Source organism: Mycobacterium sp. 48b (genome assembly GCF_048282725.1).
Taxonomy (GTDB): Bacteria; Actinomycetota; Actinomycetes; order Mycobacteriales; family Mycobacteriaceae; genus Mycobacterium.
This window is the reverse complement of record NZ_JBLVUL010000001.1, coordinates 3153323-3171117: the sequence shown is the minus strand read 5'-3', so window position 1 is coordinate 3171117 and position 17795 is coordinate 3153323. Positions and strand designations below refer to the sequence as shown.

18 protein-coding genes and 1 tRNA gene are annotated in these 17795 nt (G+C 67.1%); 10 read left to right on the top strand and 9 right to left on the bottom strand.

The features are described 5' to 3' along the window. Window positions 1–98: 98 nt before the first annotated feature. From ACNQR1_RS15400 to ACNQR1_RS15390, 3 genes are read left to right on the top strand one after another with little or no spacing between them, the layout of a single operon-like run. Entirely contained in the window at window positions 99–575 is a 477-nt protein-coding gene (locus tag ACNQR1_RS15400) for a MarR family winged helix-turn-helix transcriptional regulator (RefSeq protein WP_418047071.1), read from the top strand. An 18-nt stretch (window positions 576–593) separates the two neighbouring features. Beyond that, the gene (locus tag ACNQR1_RS15395) at window positions 594–1805 is read left to right on the top strand and encodes an MFS transporter (RefSeq protein WP_418047070.1); all 1212 of its coding nucleotides are present in this window, start codon (window positions 594–596) and stop codon (window positions 1803–1805) included. A gap of 56 nt (window positions 1806–1861) precedes the next feature. Then, a complete protein-coding gene (locus tag ACNQR1_RS15390; RefSeq protein ID WP_418047069.1) occupies window positions 1862–2539 on the top strand; it encodes a YoaK family protein in 678 nt (225 codons plus the stop codon). 109 nt (window positions 2540–2648) lie between these two features. Here ACNQR1_RS15390 and ACNQR1_RS15385 read toward each other — a convergent pair whose 3' ends face one another. Both ACNQR1_RS15385 and ACNQR1_RS15380 read right to left on the bottom strand, forming a co-directional pair. Next, on the bottom strand, window positions 2649–3710 hold the full coding sequence (locus ACNQR1_RS15385) for an esterase-like activity of phytase family protein (RefSeq protein WP_418047068.1): 1062 nt from the start codon (window positions 3708–3710) through the stop codon (window positions 2649–2651). After that, on the bottom strand, window positions 3710–4444 hold the full coding sequence (locus tag ACNQR1_RS15380; protein ID WP_418047067.1) for a VIT1/CCC1 transporter family protein: 735 nt from the start codon (window positions 4442–4444) through the stop codon (window positions 3710–3712). Before ACNQR1_RS15380 ends, ACNQR1_RS15385 begins: the two co-directional genes overlap by 1 nt. 108 nt (window positions 4445–4552) lie before the next feature. On the opposite strand from ACNQR1_RS15380, the gene ACNQR1_RS15375 reads away from it, so the two are divergent. Continuing rightward, complete coding sequence (locus tag ACNQR1_RS15375) at window positions 4553–6475, top strand: acyl-CoA dehydrogenase (protein ID WP_418047066.1); 1923 nt, start codon at window positions 4553–4555, stop codon at window positions 6473–6475. A 6-nt stretch (window positions 6476–6481) separates the two neighbouring features. Here the strand turns inward: ACNQR1_RS15375 and ACNQR1_RS15370 are convergent, their stop codons facing one another. Further along, window positions 6482–6973 carry an LppP/LprE family lipoprotein gene (locus ACNQR1_RS15370; RefSeq protein ID WP_418047065.1) on the bottom strand — a complete coding sequence of 164 codons (492 nt, stop codon included), beginning with the start codon at window positions 6971–6973 and terminating at the stop codon, window positions 6482–6484. A 148-nt stretch (window positions 6974–7121) separates the two neighbouring features. Between ACNQR1_RS15370 and ACNQR1_RS15365 the strand changes: the two genes are divergently transcribed. Further along, window positions 7122–7436 carry a hypothetical protein gene (locus ACNQR1_RS15365; protein WP_418047064.1) on the top strand — a complete coding sequence of 105 codons (315 nt, stop codon included), beginning with the start codon at window positions 7122–7124 and terminating at the stop codon, window positions 7434–7436. Window positions 7437–7457: 21 nt separating this feature from the next. On the opposite strand, the gene ACNQR1_RS15360 is transcribed toward ACNQR1_RS15365, so the two are convergent. Continuing rightward, window positions 7458–7530, bottom strand: a tRNA-Asn gene (locus tag ACNQR1_RS15360). A gap of 143 nt (window positions 7531–7673) precedes the next feature. Between ACNQR1_RS15360 and ACNQR1_RS15355 the strand changes: the two genes are divergently transcribed. Next, on the top strand, window positions 7674–7937 hold the full coding sequence (locus ACNQR1_RS15355; RefSeq protein WP_418047063.1) for a hypothetical protein: 264 nt from the start codon (window positions 7674–7676) through the stop codon (window positions 7935–7937). Window positions 7938–7940: 3 nt separating this feature from the next. On the opposite strand, the gene ACNQR1_RS15350 is transcribed toward ACNQR1_RS15355, so the two are convergent. From ACNQR1_RS15350 to ACNQR1_RS15340, 3 genes are all read right to left on the bottom strand, one after another. Continuing rightward, window positions 7941–8237, bottom strand: coding sequence for a hypothetical protein (locus ACNQR1_RS15350; protein ID WP_418047062.1), 297 nt, complete (start codon window positions 8235–8237; stop codon window positions 7941–7943). 62 nt (window positions 8238–8299) lie between these two features. Next, window positions 8300–10198, bottom strand: coding sequence for a DNA primase (gene dnaG, locus ACNQR1_RS15345; RefSeq protein WP_418047061.1), 1899 nt, complete (start codon window positions 10196–10198; stop codon window positions 8300–8302). Between the two features lie 4 nt (window positions 10199–10202). Beyond that, entirely contained in the window at window positions 10203–11477 is a 1275-nt protein-coding gene (locus ACNQR1_RS15340; protein ID WP_418047060.1) for a deoxyguanosinetriphosphate triphosphohydrolase, read from the bottom strand. A 59-nt stretch (window positions 11478–11536) separates the two neighbouring features. Between ACNQR1_RS15340 and ACNQR1_RS15335 the strand changes: the two genes are divergently transcribed. Next, window positions 11537–13552 (top strand): TPM domain-containing protein, encoded by a 2016-nt coding sequence (locus ACNQR1_RS15335; protein ID WP_418047059.1) that lies wholly within the window; start codon window positions 11537–11539, stop codon window positions 13550–13552. On the opposite strand, the gene ACNQR1_RS15330 is transcribed toward ACNQR1_RS15335, so the two are convergent. Continuing rightward, complete coding sequence (locus ACNQR1_RS15330; RefSeq protein ID WP_418047058.1) at window positions 13549–13998, bottom strand: winged helix-turn-helix transcriptional regulator; 450 nt, start codon at window positions 13996–13998, stop codon at window positions 13549–13551. The genes ACNQR1_RS15335 and ACNQR1_RS15330 overlap by 4 nt on opposite strands. Before the next feature lie 91 nt (window positions 13999–14089). Here ACNQR1_RS15330 and ACNQR1_RS15325 point away from each other — a divergent pair, with 91 nt between their 5' ends. From ACNQR1_RS15325 to ACNQR1_RS15315, 3 genes are read left to right on the top strand one after another with little or no spacing between them, the layout of a single operon-like run. Then, a complete protein-coding gene (locus ACNQR1_RS15325) occupies window positions 14090–14758 on the top strand; it encodes an SDR family oxidoreductase (protein ID WP_418047057.1) in 669 nt (222 codons plus the stop codon). A 12-nt stretch (window positions 14759–14770) separates the two neighbouring features. Next, complete coding sequence (locus ACNQR1_RS15320) at window positions 14771–15793, top strand: alcohol dehydrogenase catalytic domain-containing protein (protein ID WP_418047056.1); 1023 nt, start codon at window positions 14771–14773, stop codon at window positions 15791–15793. Next, window positions 15790–16317: a hypothetical protein gene (locus tag ACNQR1_RS15315; RefSeq protein ID WP_418047055.1), complete on the top strand. Its 528-nt coding sequence runs from the start codon at window positions 15790–15792 to the stop codon at window positions 16315–16317. The genes ACNQR1_RS15320 and ACNQR1_RS15315 overlap by 4 nt, the downstream gene beginning before the upstream one ends. On the opposite strand, the gene ACNQR1_RS15310 is transcribed toward ACNQR1_RS15315, so the two are convergent. Further along, window positions 16304–17689, bottom strand: a complete 1386-nt coding sequence (locus ACNQR1_RS15310; protein WP_418047054.1) for a glycine--tRNA ligase — start codon at window positions 17687–17689, stop codon at window positions 16304–16306. The genes ACNQR1_RS15315 and ACNQR1_RS15310 overlap by 14 nt on opposite strands. Between the last annotated feature and the right edge of the window lie 106 nt (window positions 17690–17795).

The window sequence follows — 17795 nt, the reverse complement described above, 5'->3', positions numbered from 1 at the left end:
TCTGCCAGCCGCGATCGTCACCGTCGGATCCCCGTCGTGTGACCGAGCGCACGCCCGAGGACTAGACTACATAGCAAATCTATGTAAATATGGTCGTCATGCCGACCCCGACCGAGGATGTCACGGTAACCGACGAAACCGCGCTGGGCGCCGACCTGCTGTCGGTCGTCGCCCGGTTGAACCGGCTGGCCACCCAACGCGCCCGGCTGCCGCTGCCGTGGGCCCAGGCCCGACTGCTGTCCACGATCGAGGACCAGGGCGAGGCACGCATCTCCGACCTCGCCCTGCTCGATCACTGCTCGCAGCCGACCATGACCACCCAGGTCCGCCGCCTCGAAGACGCCGGCCTGGTTACCCGCACCACCGATCCCGGCGATGCCCGCGCGGTGCTGATCCGGATCACCGAGCAGGGCCGGCAGACCCTGGACCAGGCCAGGGCAGATCGCGCCGCCGCGATCAATCCCCGGCTCGAGCGGCTCAGCGCCGAGGAGCGCCGGACGTTGGCAGCCTCCGTCGACATCATTCGACGGTTGCTCGCCGACGTCGCCGAGCATCCGCTCTCGCACGAAAACTAGTTAGGAGTTACCGCCCCGATGTGGCGCCAACCCAAGGCCGTATGGGCCGTCGCTTTCGCCTCCGTCGTCGCCTTCATGGGCATCGGACTGGTCGACCCCATCCTCAAACCCATCGCCGACAACCTCGACGCCTCGCCTTCGCAGGTGTCGTTGCTGTTCACCAGCTACATGGCGGTGATGGGCGTGGCGATGCTGATCACGGGTGTGGTGTCCAGCCGCATCGGCCCCAAACGCACGCTGCTGCTCGGCCTGGTGATCATCATCGCCGGCGCCGGTCTGGCCGGGATGAGCGACACCGTGATGCAGATCGTGGGCTGGCGCGCACTGTGGGGCCTGGGCAACGCCCTTTTCATCGCCACGGCGCTGGCCACCATTGTCAACTCCGCGAAAGGCTCTGTGGCGCAAGCCATCATCCTCTATGAGGCGGCGCTGGGCCTGGGTATCGCGATCGGCCCGCTGGTCGGCGGCGTGCTCGGCTCGATCTCCTGGCGGGGCCCGTTCTTCGGCGTCTCGGCGCTGATGGCCTTCGCCCTCGTGATCACCGCATTCCTGTTGCCTGCCACGCCGCGCGCCGAACGTGCCACCACACTCGCCGACCCGTTCCGGGCACTGCGCCACCGCGGACTGCTCGGCGTCGCGATCACCGCGCTGCTCTACAACTTCGGCTTCTTCACGCTGCTGGCCTTCACCCCCTTCCCGCTGGACATGACCGCCCACCAGATCGGGCTGATCTTCTTCGGCTGGGGCCTGGCACTGGCATTCACCTCCGTGGTGGTCGCCCCGCGGTTGCAGCACCGCTTCGGCACGGTGCGGGTGCTCATCCTCAACCTGCTGGCGTTCACCGCGGTGCTGGCCGTGATGGCGGTGTGGACGGACTCCAAGACCGTCCTGGCATCGGGTGTGGTGATCGCCGGCCTGTTCATCGGTATCAACAACACGCTCATCACCGAGACCGTGATGAAGGCGGCCCCGGTCGAACGCGGTGTGGCCTCCGCGGCCTACAGCTTCCTGCGCTTCGGCGGCGCCGCCGTCGCGCCGTGGCTGGCCGGGGTGCTCGGCGAGCAGGTCAACGTGCATCTGCCCTACTGGGTGGGCGCGGGCGCGGTGCTGGCCGGCGCCGGTGTGCTGACCCTGACGCGGCCACACCTGGTCGGGATCGATGTCGAGGAGTCCGAGCTCGACGAGCTGACCGACGAGGCCACCGCGGTCACCGTCGGCAGCGACACCTAGCCGCCAGGGGGCGAATCCCACCCCGACCGCAGGCAAAGCTCCCCACAATGGGTGACATGTCGCAACAGTTCGACGGCGAGGCCCGGTTGTCCTGGGTGCTGGCGGGCCTGGCCGGAGTGCTGGGGGCAGCCGCGTTCACCCATTCGGCCGGATATTTCGTCACCTTCATGACCGGCAATACCGAGCGGGCGTTCCTCGGGCTTTTCCAGGGCGAGGAGTGGCTGGCGATCGGCGCTGCGCTGCTGTTGCTCTCCTTCGTCGGTGGAGTGGTGATCGCATCGTTGTGCCGCCGCCACCTCTGGGTCAATCACCCCCACGGCGCGACGGTGCTGACAACGCTTGCGCTGGTGGTGTCCACCGTGGTCGACCTGCTCGAGCGCGGCTGGTCGGCCCGCGATGTTCCGTACGTCCCAATCCTGTTCGTGGCCTTCGGCATCGGCGCATTGAACACGTCGTTCGTCAAGGACGGCGAGGTGTCGATCCCGCTGAGCTACGTGACCGGGACCCTGGTCAAGCTCGGACAGGGCATCGAACGCCACATCAGCGGAGGACAGCTCAGCGACTGGCTGGGCTATTTCATGCTCTGGTCCGGATTCGCCGGTGGCGCCATCGTCGGCGGCTTCATCAGCGTGGTCGTCAGCGGCTCTCAGATGCTGCTGGTGGCCACCATCGTCTGTGCGATCACCGCGGCCTACACCTACTTCTACTTCGATCGTCACGCGTTGTTGAAATAGCGCTCTTGCCTGCCCACTCGCTCGCTCGCTCGCTCGCCGAGATTGACGTGAGGGTCGTGATTCGGCGAGTTTCACGACCCTGGTGTCAATCTCGACGCGCCAAACGTACTCACAATGCGAACAGCAGGAACTGCGTCACCTGGGTGGGTGAGAAATTGTCGTCGCTGACCGCGATCACCGATTGTCGACCATCGGCCAGCCTGGGCCCCAACGTAATTCCCTCGATGTTGTCCAGGGGCGTCAGACCCGGCGTGGTGGTCAGATCCGCCAGCAGCGTTTTTGTCATTTCGGTGGAGCCCTCGACCACCTGTGCCCGGTAGATCCGCACCGCGACGTGCGTGCCGTAGCCGCGCTCGACCACCAGAAAGCTGCCGTCGTCGAGCGCCACCAGATCCGACAACCCGTTGTCGCCACCCGGGCCGGCGCTGACCGGGTCCAGCGGATAGGTGTACTGGCCGTCGACCGCCCCGGACTCCGCGTCGAAGCGGACAACGCGGGTCAGCGCACCGTGCTGCTCATCCGGCGGCGGGCCGTCGTCATAGCCGGGGCCCTCCATGGCGGCCCAGAGATACCGCCCATCCGGTGTGAGGGTGAGCCCTTCCAAGGTGCTGTTACGCCGGGCACCGTGCTCGTCGGCCGACATGTGCAACCCGTCAGGCAGGGCGAACTCACCGAGGAAGCTGCCGTCGAGGCCCGCGGTCCGCACCCACGGGTCGAGCAGGACCGGCGCACCCGGCCCCTCGACTCGCCGCTCCCCCTCGCTGGTCCAGTACAAGCGCTGTCTGCGCGCATCGAAGGCAATGGCCTCAGGGTCGGGCGGCACCACAGGTGGCCGCACATCGACGTTCAACGCGCCGAACGGCCGGGTGTCGCGGTCCAGCCACGGATGGGTGCTGACGAACTCCACATCATCGATGCTGTTGTCCGACAGGGTGATCCGTGCAGTGTAGAAGCGGGCCGGATTCTTGGCGGAGCGGTCGTCACTGACGATGTAGTACAGGTCGGCGGCCGGGTCGTAACTGATTCCCGACAACCCGCCGATCACCGTGCCGTCCAGCATCGCGCCGTGAGCCACCTGACGCTGGCCCAGATAGTCCAGTTGCGGGGTGGCCTGCGCCGGGCCGCACGCCGACAACACCAAGGAGCCGGCCAACAGGATTCGGCGCAGCATCAGGTGATGACGGCGCCGACCAGGATGCCGACGGCGTAAGTCGCCGCGATCGCGATGGCGCCGAACACCAGTTGCCGCAGCCCCGCGACAGCCACCGGCTTACGGGTGAACTTGGCCGCCACGGCGCCGGCGATCAGCAGACCCACCCCACCGCAGGCCAGGCCGGCCCACAGTGATTCGAAGCCGAGCAGGTACGGGATGAGCGGGACGATCGCTCCGATCGCGAACAGTACGAACGACGATCCCCCGGCCACCCACGGCGACGGCTTCTCGGTGGGGTGCACACCCAGTTCCTGCACCAGATGAAAGTTCAGTGCCCGGTTCTCGTCGCGGTGGATCTCCTCGCCGGCCTTCGCCGCTGTTTCGGGCGTCATCCCCATCTCCTGAAGCATGGCCACGAGTTCGGCCTGCTCGGCGTCCGGGTTCTTGCGGAACGACTTGCGCTCGACCTTGACCTCGGAATCGACCTGCTCGTTGGCAGTGGTCACCGAGGTGTATTCGCCCAGAGCCATCGAGAAGGCACCGGCCAGCAGGCCCGCCACGCCGCTGAGCACCACGGTCTGGGCCGATGCGCTGGCCCCGACACCGGCGATCAGCGCGGTGTTGCTGACCAGACCGTCCATCGCGCCGAAGGTCGCCGCGCGCAACCAGCCTCCGGTGACGTCGGCATGGCGGTGATAGCTCACATGCGGCAAACCGGTCGGAGACAGTGACTTACCGATGGAGTCCGGCATGGCGCCAGTCTTTCGCGGCAAGATCACGATTGTCCAGGAAGGGTTGCCTTCCCCACCGATACCGGGGCAACCGTCGTAGAACCACCGCCACACGCGTTACCGTCGGATATGACCTCTACTGCCGAACATCTGCGAAATGCGCTGGACGGCCGCTGGCGCGACGTCAAGAACGCCATGCGGGCCAGGTTGTCGGACGAGATCTTCCGACCGCACTACACCCCCAATACGGTGATCGCCCGCGCCAAGGTGGGCGAGCAGCTCAAGATCATGGCCGCGGCCGGTGCTGCCGAGGACGGCTTCCGCAAGGAGCACGGCGGCAACGGCGACGTCGGCGCGGCCATCACCCAGATCGAGATGCTGGCCATGAGCGACCTGTCCCTGATGGTCAAGGCCGGGGTGCAGTGGGGCCTGTTCGGCGGCGCCATCGAGAACCTGGGCACCGAGCGCCACCACAAGGCCTATGTCCGGCCACTGATCGACCTGGACCTGTTGGGCTGTTTCGCGATGACCGAGACCGGTCACGGCAGCGACGTGCAGTCACTGGAAACCACCGCCACCTACGATCCGGCGACCCAGGAATTCGTCATCCACTCCCCCACCCCGACCGCGCGCAAGGACTACATCGGCGGTGCCGCCGAAACCGCCCGGGTGGCAGCCGTATTCGCACAATTGATCACCCCGGACGGAGAAGGCCACGGCGTGCACTGCTTCGTGGTGCCGATCCGGGACGACGAGGGCAACGATCGGCCCGGCGTGACGACGTCGGACTGTCATTACAAGGGTGGCCTGCCCGGCGTCGACAACGGGCGCATCGTGTTCGACCACGTGCGGATCCCGCGGGAGAACCTGCTCAACCGCTATGCCGACGTGGCCCCCGACGGCACCTACAGCTCACCGATCGAGAACGCCGGGCGCCGGTTCTTCACCATGCTGGGCACCCTGATCCGCGGCCGGGTCACCGTCGGCGGCAGCGCCGCGGCAGCAGCGCGGGTGGCACTGGACATCGCCACCCGGTATGCGTTGGAACGCACGCAGTTCGAGGCGCCGAAGAGCACCGAGGAAGTCCTCATCATGGATTACCTGGTGCACCAGCGCCGGCTGCTGCCGCTGATCGCCAAGTCCTACGCACTGCAGTTCGCCCAGAACGAGCTGGTGGCCAAATGCCATGAGTTGCAGACCTCTGACGATCCCGATGCTGAGGAACAGCGCGAACTGGAGGCCAGAGCGGCCGGCCTGAAGGCCGCCAACACCTGGCATGCCAGCCGCGCCATCCAGGAAGCGCGCGAAGCGTGCGGCGGCGCAGGCTATCTCGCCGAGAACCGGTTGATCGCGCTGCGCGCGGACACCGATGTGTTCACCACGTTCGAGGGCGACAACCACGTGCTCACCCAGCTGGTGGCCAAAGAACTGCTCACCGCCTACGCCGACGACATCAAGGGCATGAGCCCGGTCGAATGGGTTCGGTTCGCAGCCAACTACGCCGGTGAGCGGGTGCTGAAACGCACTGCCGCGGAGACCATCATCCAGACCGTCCTGGACACCCGCCAGGACAACGAGGAGGAAGGCAGCCTGTTCAACCGCGGCACCCAGGTCAAGATGTTCGAGGACCGCGAGGAGTACATGCTGGCCTCGGTGGCGCGGCGGCTGCAGGGCAAGTCCAAGGAGATGTCGGCGTTCGACGCCTTCAACGCCGTGCAGGACCACGTGCTGCATGCGGCGCGGGCACACATCGACCGGGTCATCCTGGAAGCGTTCGTCGCCGGCATCGACGCCTGCGAGGACGAAACCGCGCGCGAACTCCTCGGCGACGTCTGCGATCTGTACGCGCTGTCGGTGATCGAGGACGACAAGGCGTGGTTCATCGAGCACCGCTACCTGTCCACCGAGCGCGCCAAGGCCGTGACGCGCGGCATCAACGAACGTTGCCGTTCATTGCGCCCGCACGTCGAAACCCTCGTCGACGGGTTCGGCATCCCCGAGCAGTTGCGCTACGCGGCGATGCTCGACCCCGCCGAGCTGGTCAACGGCTGAGTCGCCTCAGGGCTTCGGAATCGGGTCGACGGCAACGAGTTTGCCGTCGTCCCCGATCCGGAACCGCACGGTGGCGATACCGGTCGGCGACTTGGGCGAATCATGGCCCTGCTGCCACTGGTAGTTCACCACCACACTGTCATCGGCGTTGGTGACCACATTGATGTAGGGGCGCGGCTCCGGGGTCGCCGGGCCGATGGGGGTCTGCCGGTCGAAGAACAGCAGCTGCCCGACGCTGTTGGGCTCGGGGTTGGTCTGGCCCACCTGCACCCAGTACAGGCGGCAGTTGGTGGTGTGCCCGGCGCCGATCTGGGTCCATTCCTTACCCGCGGCAGGTGCCGGCAGCTTCGCGATCTGATCCGCGATCGTGTCAGCGCTGGGACCGTCGGTCGGTGCGCAGGTATCGGGTTTCGGCGGTGGCGCGGACGACGGTTTCCAGCCGCAACCAACCGCGAGGAGACCGATGAGGGCGACGATGGCGATCAGCCGTGGATACACGCCTCGAGGGTAGCGAATAAGACCGGCTCAGCGAGTGGGCTGACGGCGGCGCGCCGATAGGTGACACTGTTTGCGATCTGACCCACGATCCGGCTCGCGACCCGTCAAAGGACCACCGCGTGCGACCACTGACCCCAAGGAGACACTGATGGCTTGGTTCCTCGCCATGGAAGGCCCCGCCAACAAGGCTGTGCTGTACCAACTGCAGGAATCGGTCAACGTCCAACAGATCGCCGAGGAGATGGCCAGCGCGGCCACCCTCGATCGCGCCGTACCCGTCCCCGCCGTGCTGGCCAACAACCGCCAACAGGTGACGGTGTACGTGCGGCCCGCGGCCTGGGGCGTGTGGACGTTCTACCAACTGTCCGAAGAGGAGCGGAAAGCTCTCGCCACTGCGTCCAATCCACTGATGGAGGCACTTACCCAGGCGGCCCGTCAGGCCCAGACCCGGCCCCAGTCGTAACACTGGGCTTTGGAGAACTTGCTCCCCCGGATGGACTCGAACCATCAACCGCCCGATTAACAGTCGGGAGCTCTGCCAATTGAGCTACAGGGGACTACCTTCCGCGGAAGCTCCGCGGCCGAGCGTTGACTCTAGCGCACGGACCGCCGCTGCCGCCAACTCGCTCCCAGACGGGCGCGCCGGGGCGCCGGTGAGGCAGGATGGAGCACACAAACGCTGCCGTGTGGGAGGAACACTGTGATCCGCTATGCCGCCGTGATCGCCGTCGGCTACGTGCTGGGTGCCAAGGCCGGGCGACGCCGCTACGAGCAGATCGCCAGTACCTACCGCGCGGTGGCCGCCAATCCGGCCACCAAGGCGGTGATCGACGCCGGACGACGCAAGATCGCCAAGCAGGTCTCACCTGACCCGCAGTTCCTCACACTGACACCCATAGACGCAGAAACGTCGGTGTTCTCCACAAAGGAGAGCACCGACGGTTCGGCGAAAACTCGCTGGTAGGGGCTAACCGATCCCCTGATTGATCGACGTACCCGGCAGCAGCGGCCCGGTGACGAATCCGCCGTTGCCGCCGGTGCCGACCCACGGCGTTCCGATGTTGGCGGGCATCCCGTTGGAGTAGGACAGGCACTTGCCGTCCTCCTTGTTCCCGAACCAGGCCAGGCAGGCCGGCTGTGCCGAGACCTCGGGGCCGGACGCGGACGTCGCGAGGAACGCCGGGACCGCCGCAGCAGCCCCCGTGGCCAGCGCGAATGCGCCGACTGCGACGTAGCGCCGTGTCTTCGTGCTGAACAGTGTCACCGGGTTTGCCTCTTTCGCGTGTAGGGGCCCGACTGCGCCTCACCCTATCGCGATGTGGCTGATCACGCAGTCAGGTCGTCGCCGCTGGCCTGTTCGAGCAGGCTGCGCCGGTAGGACTCCATGGCCACCAGGTCACCGAACAGGGCGTGATATTCGTCTCCCTGTTCCACCGGCGACATGCGTTGCAGCTTGGACTTCACCTCGGCGATCTGGCGGCCCACCCACACTTCCTGCAGCCGGGCCAGCACGCTGCTGATGTAGCGCGGCAGGTGCTCGTCGTCCTCGACGTTGATGGCCTCCACACCCAGTTCGTTGACCAGGCTGGCCGCCGCCGGGGACGTGGTCTGCTCGCGGACGGCCTCGATCCACTGGGCCCCGGATCTACCCGACGCCACGCCGCCCGCCGCCTCCATCGCCGAACGCACCGCCGCGTACCCGGGATGGGTGAAGCTCTCGACGGTCAGCGAGTCGAACACCGGCCCGGCGATCGCCGGATACTGCAGAGCGGCCTTGAGCGCCTCGCGCTGCGGCCACAGCGTCGGATCTGTCGGGTCGGGCCGCTGCACGGGGACAGCCGCAGGACGGGCCTGTTGGCGGGCGGGCTGACGCCGCGAGTCCTTGCGGCCGCCGCTGGCTTCCTCCCGCACCCGGCCGAGCACCTGTGCGACGTTGTCCCAGCCGACCCACCCCGCCAGCTGCCTGGCGTACTCGTCGCGCAGCGTCTGGTCCTTGATCCGCGCCGCCATCGGCACGCAGCGCCGCAGCGCCGCCACCCGGCCCTCGGCACTGTCGAGGTCGTGTTCGGTCAGTGCGCTGCGAATCACGAACTCGAACAACGGAGTTCGCCGTGCCACCAGGTCGCGCACCGCGCTGTCACCGGAACGCAGCCGAAGATCGCACGGGTCCATGCCGTCGGGGGCCACTGCCACGAAAGACTGCCCGGACAGGTTCTGCTCGCCCTCGAACGCTTTCACCGCGGCGGCCTGGCCGGCGGCGTCACCGTCGAACACGTAGATCAGCTCGCCGCGGAAGAAGTTGTCGTCCATCATCAGCCGGCGCAGCATCGACAGGTGCTGCTCGCCGAACGCGGTGCCGCACGACGCCACAGCGGTGGTCACCCCGGCCATGTGCATGGCCATCACATCGGTATAGCCCTCGACGACGACGGCCTGATGCCCCTTGGCGATGTCACGTTTGGCACGGTCCAGCCCGAACAGCACCTGAGACTTCTTATAGAGCACGGTCTCGGGGGTGTTGACGTACTTGGCCTGGTTCTGGTCGTCGTCGAACAACCGGCGTGCGCCGAAGCCGATGGTCTCACCCGAGGACACCCGGATCGGCCACAGCAGCCGACGATGGAACCGGTCCATGGGCCCGCGCTTACCCTCGCGGCTGAGCCCGGCCGCCTCCAGCTCCTTGAACTCGAAACCCAAGCGCCGCAGGTGCTTTGTCAACGTGTCCCAGCCCGAGGGTGCGAAGCCACAGCCGAACTGGGCGGCCGCGGCGGCGTCGAAGTTGCGCTCGGTCAGGTACTTGCGCGCCTCGGCCGCTTCGTCTGAGGTCAGCGCCTGGGCGTAGAACTCCTGGGCCGCGGCGTTGGCGGCCAGCAACCGGCTGCGGCTGCCCCGGTCGCGCTGGACGTTGGTGGTCGACGCCCCGGTGTAGGTGACGGTGTAGCCGACCTTGTCGGCCAGCAATTCGACCGCCTCGACGAAGCTGACGTGCTCGATCTTCTGGATGAAGGCGTACACGTCGCCGCCCTCGCCACAGCCGAAGCAATGGAAGTGACCATGGTTCGGTCGCACGTGGAACGACGGGGACTTCTCGTCGTGGAACGGGCACAGGCCCTTCATCGAGTCTGCCCCGGCCCGCCTCAGCTGGACGTAGTCGCCGACGACATCTTCGATCCGAACTTTTTCACGGATGGCCGCGATATCGCGATCTGAAATCCGGCCGGCCACCGGCTCATTCTAGAGGTCTGGGCGAGCGCGCCTCGTGCACTCTCTCCAACCGGCTCTCGGTGTAGGACGCGATCTGATCGACCACCACCCGCAGCCGGGCTCCGTCGTCGGCTGCGAGGTCGAACTCGGGCGCGAACTGCGGGTCCAGGCTGCCCGGAGCCTGCGCCCACAACGCGAGGGCGACCTCGTGGATGAGCGTGCGCTGGTCGGCCTGGATCTGCAGATGCCGGTGATCGGACATGATGAACTGCAGCGCCAGCATCTTGAGCAACACCACCTCGGCGCGCACCAGCGGCGGCACCGATAGCTCGGCGTCGAACCTCCTCAGCGGCTTGTCCCCGGCGACTGCCCGGGTCCGCGTGATCGCCGCGTTGGCAAAACGGCCCACGAGTTCACTGGTCAGGGTCTTCAGCGCGACCGAGGACGCCAAGGTTCCGTCGTACTTGCCGACCGCGGCCACCACCGGAACCTGCGACAGCCGCTCGGCGGCGGCCAACAGGTCGTCGTGACTGACAGTGGGAAAGGACCGGGCGCCCAGATCCGCCAGTGAGGCGGCGGCACCGGGATCGCCGAGCACCCGCAGGTCGATGCGTCCGGAGATGACTCCGTCCTCGACGTCGTGCACCGAATAGGCGACGTCGTCGGCCCAGTCCATCACCTGGGCCTCCAGGCACGGCCGTTCGGCGGGAGCGCCGGCACGCACCCAGGCGGCGGCATCCGCGTCGTCGTCGTAGAAGCCGTATTTCTTGCGGGTGCCGAAGCTGGGCCACGGATACTTGGCCACCGCGTCCAGGGCGGCCCGGGACAGGTTGAGTCCGGCCGAACGCCCTTCGGCATCAAGGACTTTGGGTTCCAGCCGGGTGAGGATCCGGAAATTCTGCGCATTGCCCTCGAACCCGCCGAACGGTTTGGCGATCTCGTCGAGAGCGCGCTCACCGTTGTGTCCGTAGGGCGGATGCCCGATGTCATGGGCCAGGCCGGCCAGGTCCACCAGGTCGGGATCGCAGCCGAGTCCGATCGCCATACCGCGGCCGATCTGGGCAACCTCGAGCGAATGGGTGAGGCGGGTGCGCGGGGTGTCGCCGTGCCGCGGGCCGACCACCTGCGTCTTGTCGGCCAGCCGCCGCAGCGCCGCGCTGTGCAGCACGCGGGCCCGGTCGCGGGCGAAGGCGGTTCTGTGCTCGGTGTCGGTTCCGGGCAGCGCAGCACCCTTGGGCGCCTCGACCACCAGACGTTGCCGGTCGAAGTCGCTGTAGCAGGCCTGCGTATCCGCGTTCACCGACGCACAGTCTGCCAGGAAGCGACGCTGAGACCCCGCAGCGCACTAGATTGACGGTCATGCGCATCGCCCGTCTGCTGTCCATGCTGCTCGCGATCCTGATGACCGGACTGCTGGTCGCCCCCGGCGCTGCCGCCGAACCGCCGTTGCGGTTGCCCACCCAGCTCACCGACAACGCCGGGGTGCTCTCGGCGGCCCAGCGCGGCAACGTGCAGCGCGCCATCGACAAGCTCTACGACGAACGTCACGTGAAGCTCTGGGTGATCTTCACCGAGGATTTCTCCGGTCAGAACCAGTCCGACTGGGCACGGAACACCATTCGGCTGAGCGATTTCGGTGACGACGACGCGCTGCTCGCGGTCGCCACGGTGGACCGGGCGTTCTCCTTCCAGGTCCCCTCCACCGTCACCGACTCGGCCCGCGCCGACGACATCCGGCGCGACAGCGTCACCCCTGCCCTGCGTCGTGACGACTGGGCCGGCGCGGCCATCGCGGCGGCCAACGGATTGAACTCTGAACCGGAATCTCCTGCGGCAACGAGTATTTCGTGGCCCGGCATGCTGATCGCCCTCGGCGTGGTACTGGTGCTGGCCGGCCTGTTGTGGTGGTGGTCGCGCCGGCGCCAGGCCAAGCGCCGCCACGCCGAGTTCGAGGCCGCCAAGCGGGTCGATCCGACCGACGCCGCCGCATTGGCCGCTGTGCCGCTGGAGGCGCTCGACGAGCTGTCCCGCTCGATCGTCGTCGACGTCGACAATGCCGTGCGCACCAGTGAGGCCGAGCTCGAACTGGCCGTCGAGGAGTTCGGGGCCAAACGCACCGAACCGTTCAGCGCGGCCCTGGCGAACGCGAAAACCGCCCTGGCCCAAGCCTTCAACGTGCGCCAGACCCTCGATGACGATGCACCCGAGACGCCACTGCAACAGCGCGAGATGCTGACCCGGGTGGTGGTGTCGGCGGCCAGGGCCGACCGTGAGCTCGATGCCCAGAGCCAGGCGTTCGAGCAACTGCGCGATCTGGTGATCAACGCCCCGACCCGGCTGGATGCCATGACCCAGCAGATGGTCGACCTGACCGCCCGCATCGACCCGTCCCGACAGGCCCTGGACAACCTGCGCACCCAGTTCGACGCGACCGCGCTGACTTCGGTGGCGACCAACGTGGACACGGCCAAAGAGCGGTTGGCGTTCGCCGATCGCAGCATCACCTCGGCCCGCGGCCTGGTGTCCCGGCCCGCGTCCGACCAGACCGCGCTGGTGGACGCGGTGCGCTCAGCCGAGTCGGCCCTCGATCAGACCCGCACCCTGCTCGACGCAGTGGACAGCGCGGCCTCCGATATCAACCGGGCACTGGCCGGTCTGCCCGCGGCCATCACCGACATCCAAGCCGGTATCGACCAGGCGAATTCACTGTTGGCGCAACCCGGCACGCCGCAGGCCGACAAGCTCGGAGCAGCCCGTGACGCCGCGATGAGGGCTGCCGACGATGCGACGGCCGACGGGAAGGCCGATCCGCTGGGCACATTCACCCGGCTGACCAAGGCCGACGCCGAACTCGACCAGCTGCTGGCCGGCGTGCACGAACAGCAGGAGGCCGCCGAGCGGCTCGCCCGGGCTCTGGAGCAGGCCCTGTTCACCGCCCAGTCACGGATCAAGGCCGTGTCGGACTTCATCGAAACCCGGCGCGGCAGCATCGGCCCGGAGGCCCGCACCCGGCTGGCCGAGGCGCAACGGCAGCTGCAGGCCGCCGAAGCCAAGCGCGCCGAGAATCCCACCGAGGCGGTGGCGCACGCCAACGGGGCGTCGACGCTAGCCGCGCAGGCGCAGGGCCTGGCCAACGATGACGTGCGAGCCGCACAGCGGTCCTACACCTCGCAGTACGGCGGTGGCGGCGGGTCCGATATCGGTGCGGTGCTCGGCGGCATCCTCATTGGAAACGTCCTGCGCGGCGGTGGCGGCTTCGGCGGCGGGTACGGGGGCAGCTGGGGCGGTGGCCGCAGCATGGGCCGCCCGACCTCCTACGGCGGCGCGTCGCATTCGTCGGGCCGCAGCTACGGCGGCGGTGGCGGTCGCTTCTAGCCGGTCCGGTCCTGAAGGCTGACCTGCCCGCGCGGCACCGCCGTGCCGTCCTTGCGCTGGAAACCGATTCGGACAGGTTCTCCGGTGTCGGTGTCGATGAACCGGTACTGACTGCTGTGCGGACGCGGCCGATGAACGTGACCCCATTGGCCGATTGCAGCGAGCACCGAGACCAGTTCATGGCCGGCGTCGGTGAGCACGTAGCGGCTGCGGGTGCGGTCGCCAGGCTCCTGGTAGTCGACGACCTGCATGATGCCGGCCTCGACCAGTTCGGACAACCGCGCGCTCAGCACGTCTGAGGCGATGCCCAGCCGCTGCCGGAACTCCGAGAATCGCGAGCGGCCGAGTAGTGCTTCGCGAATGATCAGGATCGCCCAACGCTGGCCGAGCACCGACATGGTGCGGGCGATCGGGCAGACGTCGTCGGACCACGGATCAGTGCGCATACAAGAATTCTATCTGGGTTGGGAATACCTACCCAGCTGTTCTACCTTGAAGGTGACGTTGGCGCAGTCAACGAGCTCGAAGGAGAATCCAATGTCCCGACAGATCCAAGGTGCAACGGCAGTGGTAACCGGTGGCCAGAAAGGGCTGGGCAAGGCGATCGTGGACGAACTCCTCGTTCGCGGTGCCGCCAAGGTCTATGCCACCAGCCGACGTCCCGAGCCCAGCACCGACCCCAGGGTGGTCGTCGTCGAAGCCGAGGTCACCGACGGTGATTCCGTCGCGCGGCTGGCCGCACTCGCCGGCGACGCCACCATCGTGGTCAACAATGCCGGCGTGACCGGCGGAAAGTCACTGCTGCACAGCGACCTCGACGAAATCCGCTCTGTACTGGAAACCAACCTGTTCGGCCCCTTGCATGTGACGAGAGCCTTCGCCCCCCAGCTGGCCGGCGGCACGCTCGTCAACATCGCTTCGGTGCTGTCCTGGCTGCCCGGCTACGGCGCCTACGGCGTCTCGAAAGCGGCGCTGTGGTCGGCGACCAACTCTCTGCGCGCGGAACTGAGTGGGCAGGACACCGATGTGATCGGCGTGTATCTCGGGTACACCGACACATCGATGATCGCCGATCTCGACGTCCCCAAGAACGACCCGGCCGACGTCGCTCGCCAGATCGTCGACGGGATCGTCTCCGGCGCACCGGAAGTCCTCGCCGACGAATTGACCCGGCAGGTGCACGCGCCCCTGTTCCAGGCCTCGTAGGCAGGCGCCGCCATGTCGACATATCGCGCCTATCAGGTGACGGGCCAACAACAGTTCGAACTCGTCGAACGCGAGGTGGTTCCTCCCGGATACGGCCAGGTCCGGATCCGGGTACACGCCTGCGGGGTGTGCCACAGTGATTTCCTCGCCGTCGAGGGCCAGCGACCCGATCCGCAACAGCCAGTGGTCCCCGGTCACGAGATCGTCGGGATCGTGGACGCGGTGGGCGACGGGGTCACCGCGTGGAGCGTCGGTGACCGGGTCGGTGTGGGATTCCTCGGCGGGCAGTGCAACGAATGCGAGTACTGCCGCCGAGGCGATTTCGTCAATTGCACCGATCAGCCGCTCCCCGGCACCAACGCGGACGGCGGCTATGCCGAGATGGTCTACGCCCGGTCCACCGGCCTGGTGCGGGTGCCCGACGAGCTCGATGCGATCACCGCCGCTCCCCTGTTGTGCGCGGGTGTCACGGTGTTCAACGCGCTTCGCACGACGTCGGCTCCGCATGGTGCGCTGATCGGTGTCCAGGGCCTGGGCGGGCTGGGACATCTGGGCGTGCAGTACGCCAAGAAACTCGGCTATCGAGTCGCCGCGATCGCCCGCGGTTCCGAGAAGGCCGACCTGGCAACGACTCTGGGGGCTGATCACTACATCGACAGCGCTGCTGAGGATCCCGGTGCGGCGCTGACCTCCCTGGGCGGTGCGGCGGCCATCGTTGCCACCGCGGCCAGCGGTGCCTCGATGAGTCCGCTCGTGGCCGGGTTGCGCCCCCGCGGTCAACTGGTCGTCGTCGGTGCCGCACCGGACCCCATCGAGGTCAACACCGCCGACCTGATCTTCGGAGGCCGCAGCATCGTCGGCAGCCTCACCGGGTCGGCCGTCGAGAACGAGGACAATCTGGCGTTCAGCCTCTCGGCCGGCATCGCCCCCATGATCGAGGTGATGCCTTTCGAGGACGCCCCGAAGGCCTACGCGCACATGATGTCCGGCCGGGCCCGCTTCCGCGTGGTTCTCGAGATCGCGACGCCGCGATGACGCGGCACAGCAGTGCCGTCGAGCACCTCAGCCGCCGGCTACTGGTGGCCCTGCCCGACAGCTATGAGCGGGCCCTGCAGCGTTACGAAACCCTGGTGCCCGCATACGATCCCGCGGCCTTCGCCGCGGCATCGAACTGGGACGAGGTACTGGCCATTGCCAAAGAGCAGGCTCCGCACGGGTTCCTGCGCTACTTTCAGATCGATGTCGCGCCGGCAATGGTGGGCTCCGGTACCACCTGGCAATCCACCGAGTACCTGATGGGCAACCACACCATCGCTGAACGCATGTACCGCCACGATCCGTCGGTCATGCTGCATGCGCCGTTGCGAACGCTGCTGTACGAAGGTCCCCACGGAACCGTGCTTGCAATCGATCAGCCCAGCCTGTTGTTCGCCAGCTATGGCAACGCGGCGATCACCGCGGTCGGCCACCACCTCGACGGGTTGTTGGCGAGGCTGATCGAACTGCTCGACGGCGACGTCCCGGCGCAGCTGCTCGACGAAAGGGTCAGGCGCCCTTGAGCCGCACCGCCAGGTAGTCCGACACCTTGTCCAGTGCGATGCGCTCCTGGGTCATGGCGTCACGCTCGCGGATGGTGACGGCGTTGTCCTCCAGGGTGTCGAAATCGACCGTCACGCAGTACGGCGTGCCGATCTCGTCCTGGCGGCGGTAGCGCCGGCCGATCGCGCCCGCGTCGTCGAACTCGACGTTCCAGTTCCTGCGCAGCTCGGCGGCCAGGTCGCGGGCCTTGGGTGACAGGTCGGCGTTACGCGACAACGGCAGCACCGCGGCCTTGACCGGGGCCAGACGCGGGTCGAGCTTGAGCACGGTGCGCTTGTCCACCCCGCCCTTGGCGTTGGGGGCCTCGTCCTCGGTGTAGGAGTCGACCAGGAATGCCATCAGCGAGCGGGTCAGGCCGGCTGCCGGCTCGATCACGTACGGCACGTAGCGGGTGTCGGTGCCCTGGTCGTAGAACGACAGGTCCACACCGGAATGCTTTGCGTGCGTGGACAAGTCGAAGTTGGTGCGGTTGGCGATGCCTTCCAGCTCACCCCACGGGTTGCCGCCGAAACCGAACTTGTACTCGATGTCGACGGTGCCGTCGGAGTAGTGCGACAGCTTCTCCTTGGGGTGGTCGTACAGGCGCAGATTGTCCCGGTTGATACCGAGGTCGACGTACCACTGCAGCCGGGTCTCGATCCAGTACTTGTGCCACTCGCCTGCGGTCGAGGGTTCGACGAAGAACTCCATCTCCATCTGCTCGAACTCGCGGGTGCGGAAGATGAAGTTGCCGGGCGTGATCTCGTTGCGGAAGCTCTTGCCGATCTGGCCGATGCCGAACGGCGGCTTCTTGCGCGCGGTGGTGACCACGTTCGCGAAGTTGACGAAGATGCCCTGGGCCGTCTCCGGACGCAGGTAGTGCAGACCCTCCTCGGACTCGATCGGGCCGAGGTAGGTCTTGAGCATCATGTTGAAGTCACGCGGCTCGGTCCACTGACCCTTGGTGCCGCAGTCGGGGCAGACAATCTCGTCCATCGGCACCGAGTCGGGGTCATCGAGACCCTTCTTGGCCGCGTACGCCTCCTGCATGTGGTCCTGCCGGTGGCGCTTGTGGCAGTTCAGGCACTCCACCAGCGGGTCGTTGAAGACGTCGACGTGGCCGGAGGCCACCCACACCTGGCGCGGCAGGATGATCGCGCTTTCCAGGCCGACGACATCGTCGCGCCCGGTGACCATGGACTTCCACCACTGGCGCTTGATGTTCTCCTTGAGCTCGACACCGAGCGGGCCGTAATCCCACGCGGACTTGGTGCCGCCGTAGATCTCACCGGACTGGAAGACCAAGCCACGGCGTTTAGCCAGGTTCGCAACGGTATCGATGATGGATGCCACGGTGCATCAGAGTAGCGACCAGCCCGCCGCCAGCGATAATCCGCCGGGGCCGCGGGTGCAGTTGACATGCGATAACGTGCATGTATTCTGACCCGTAATCGAAACG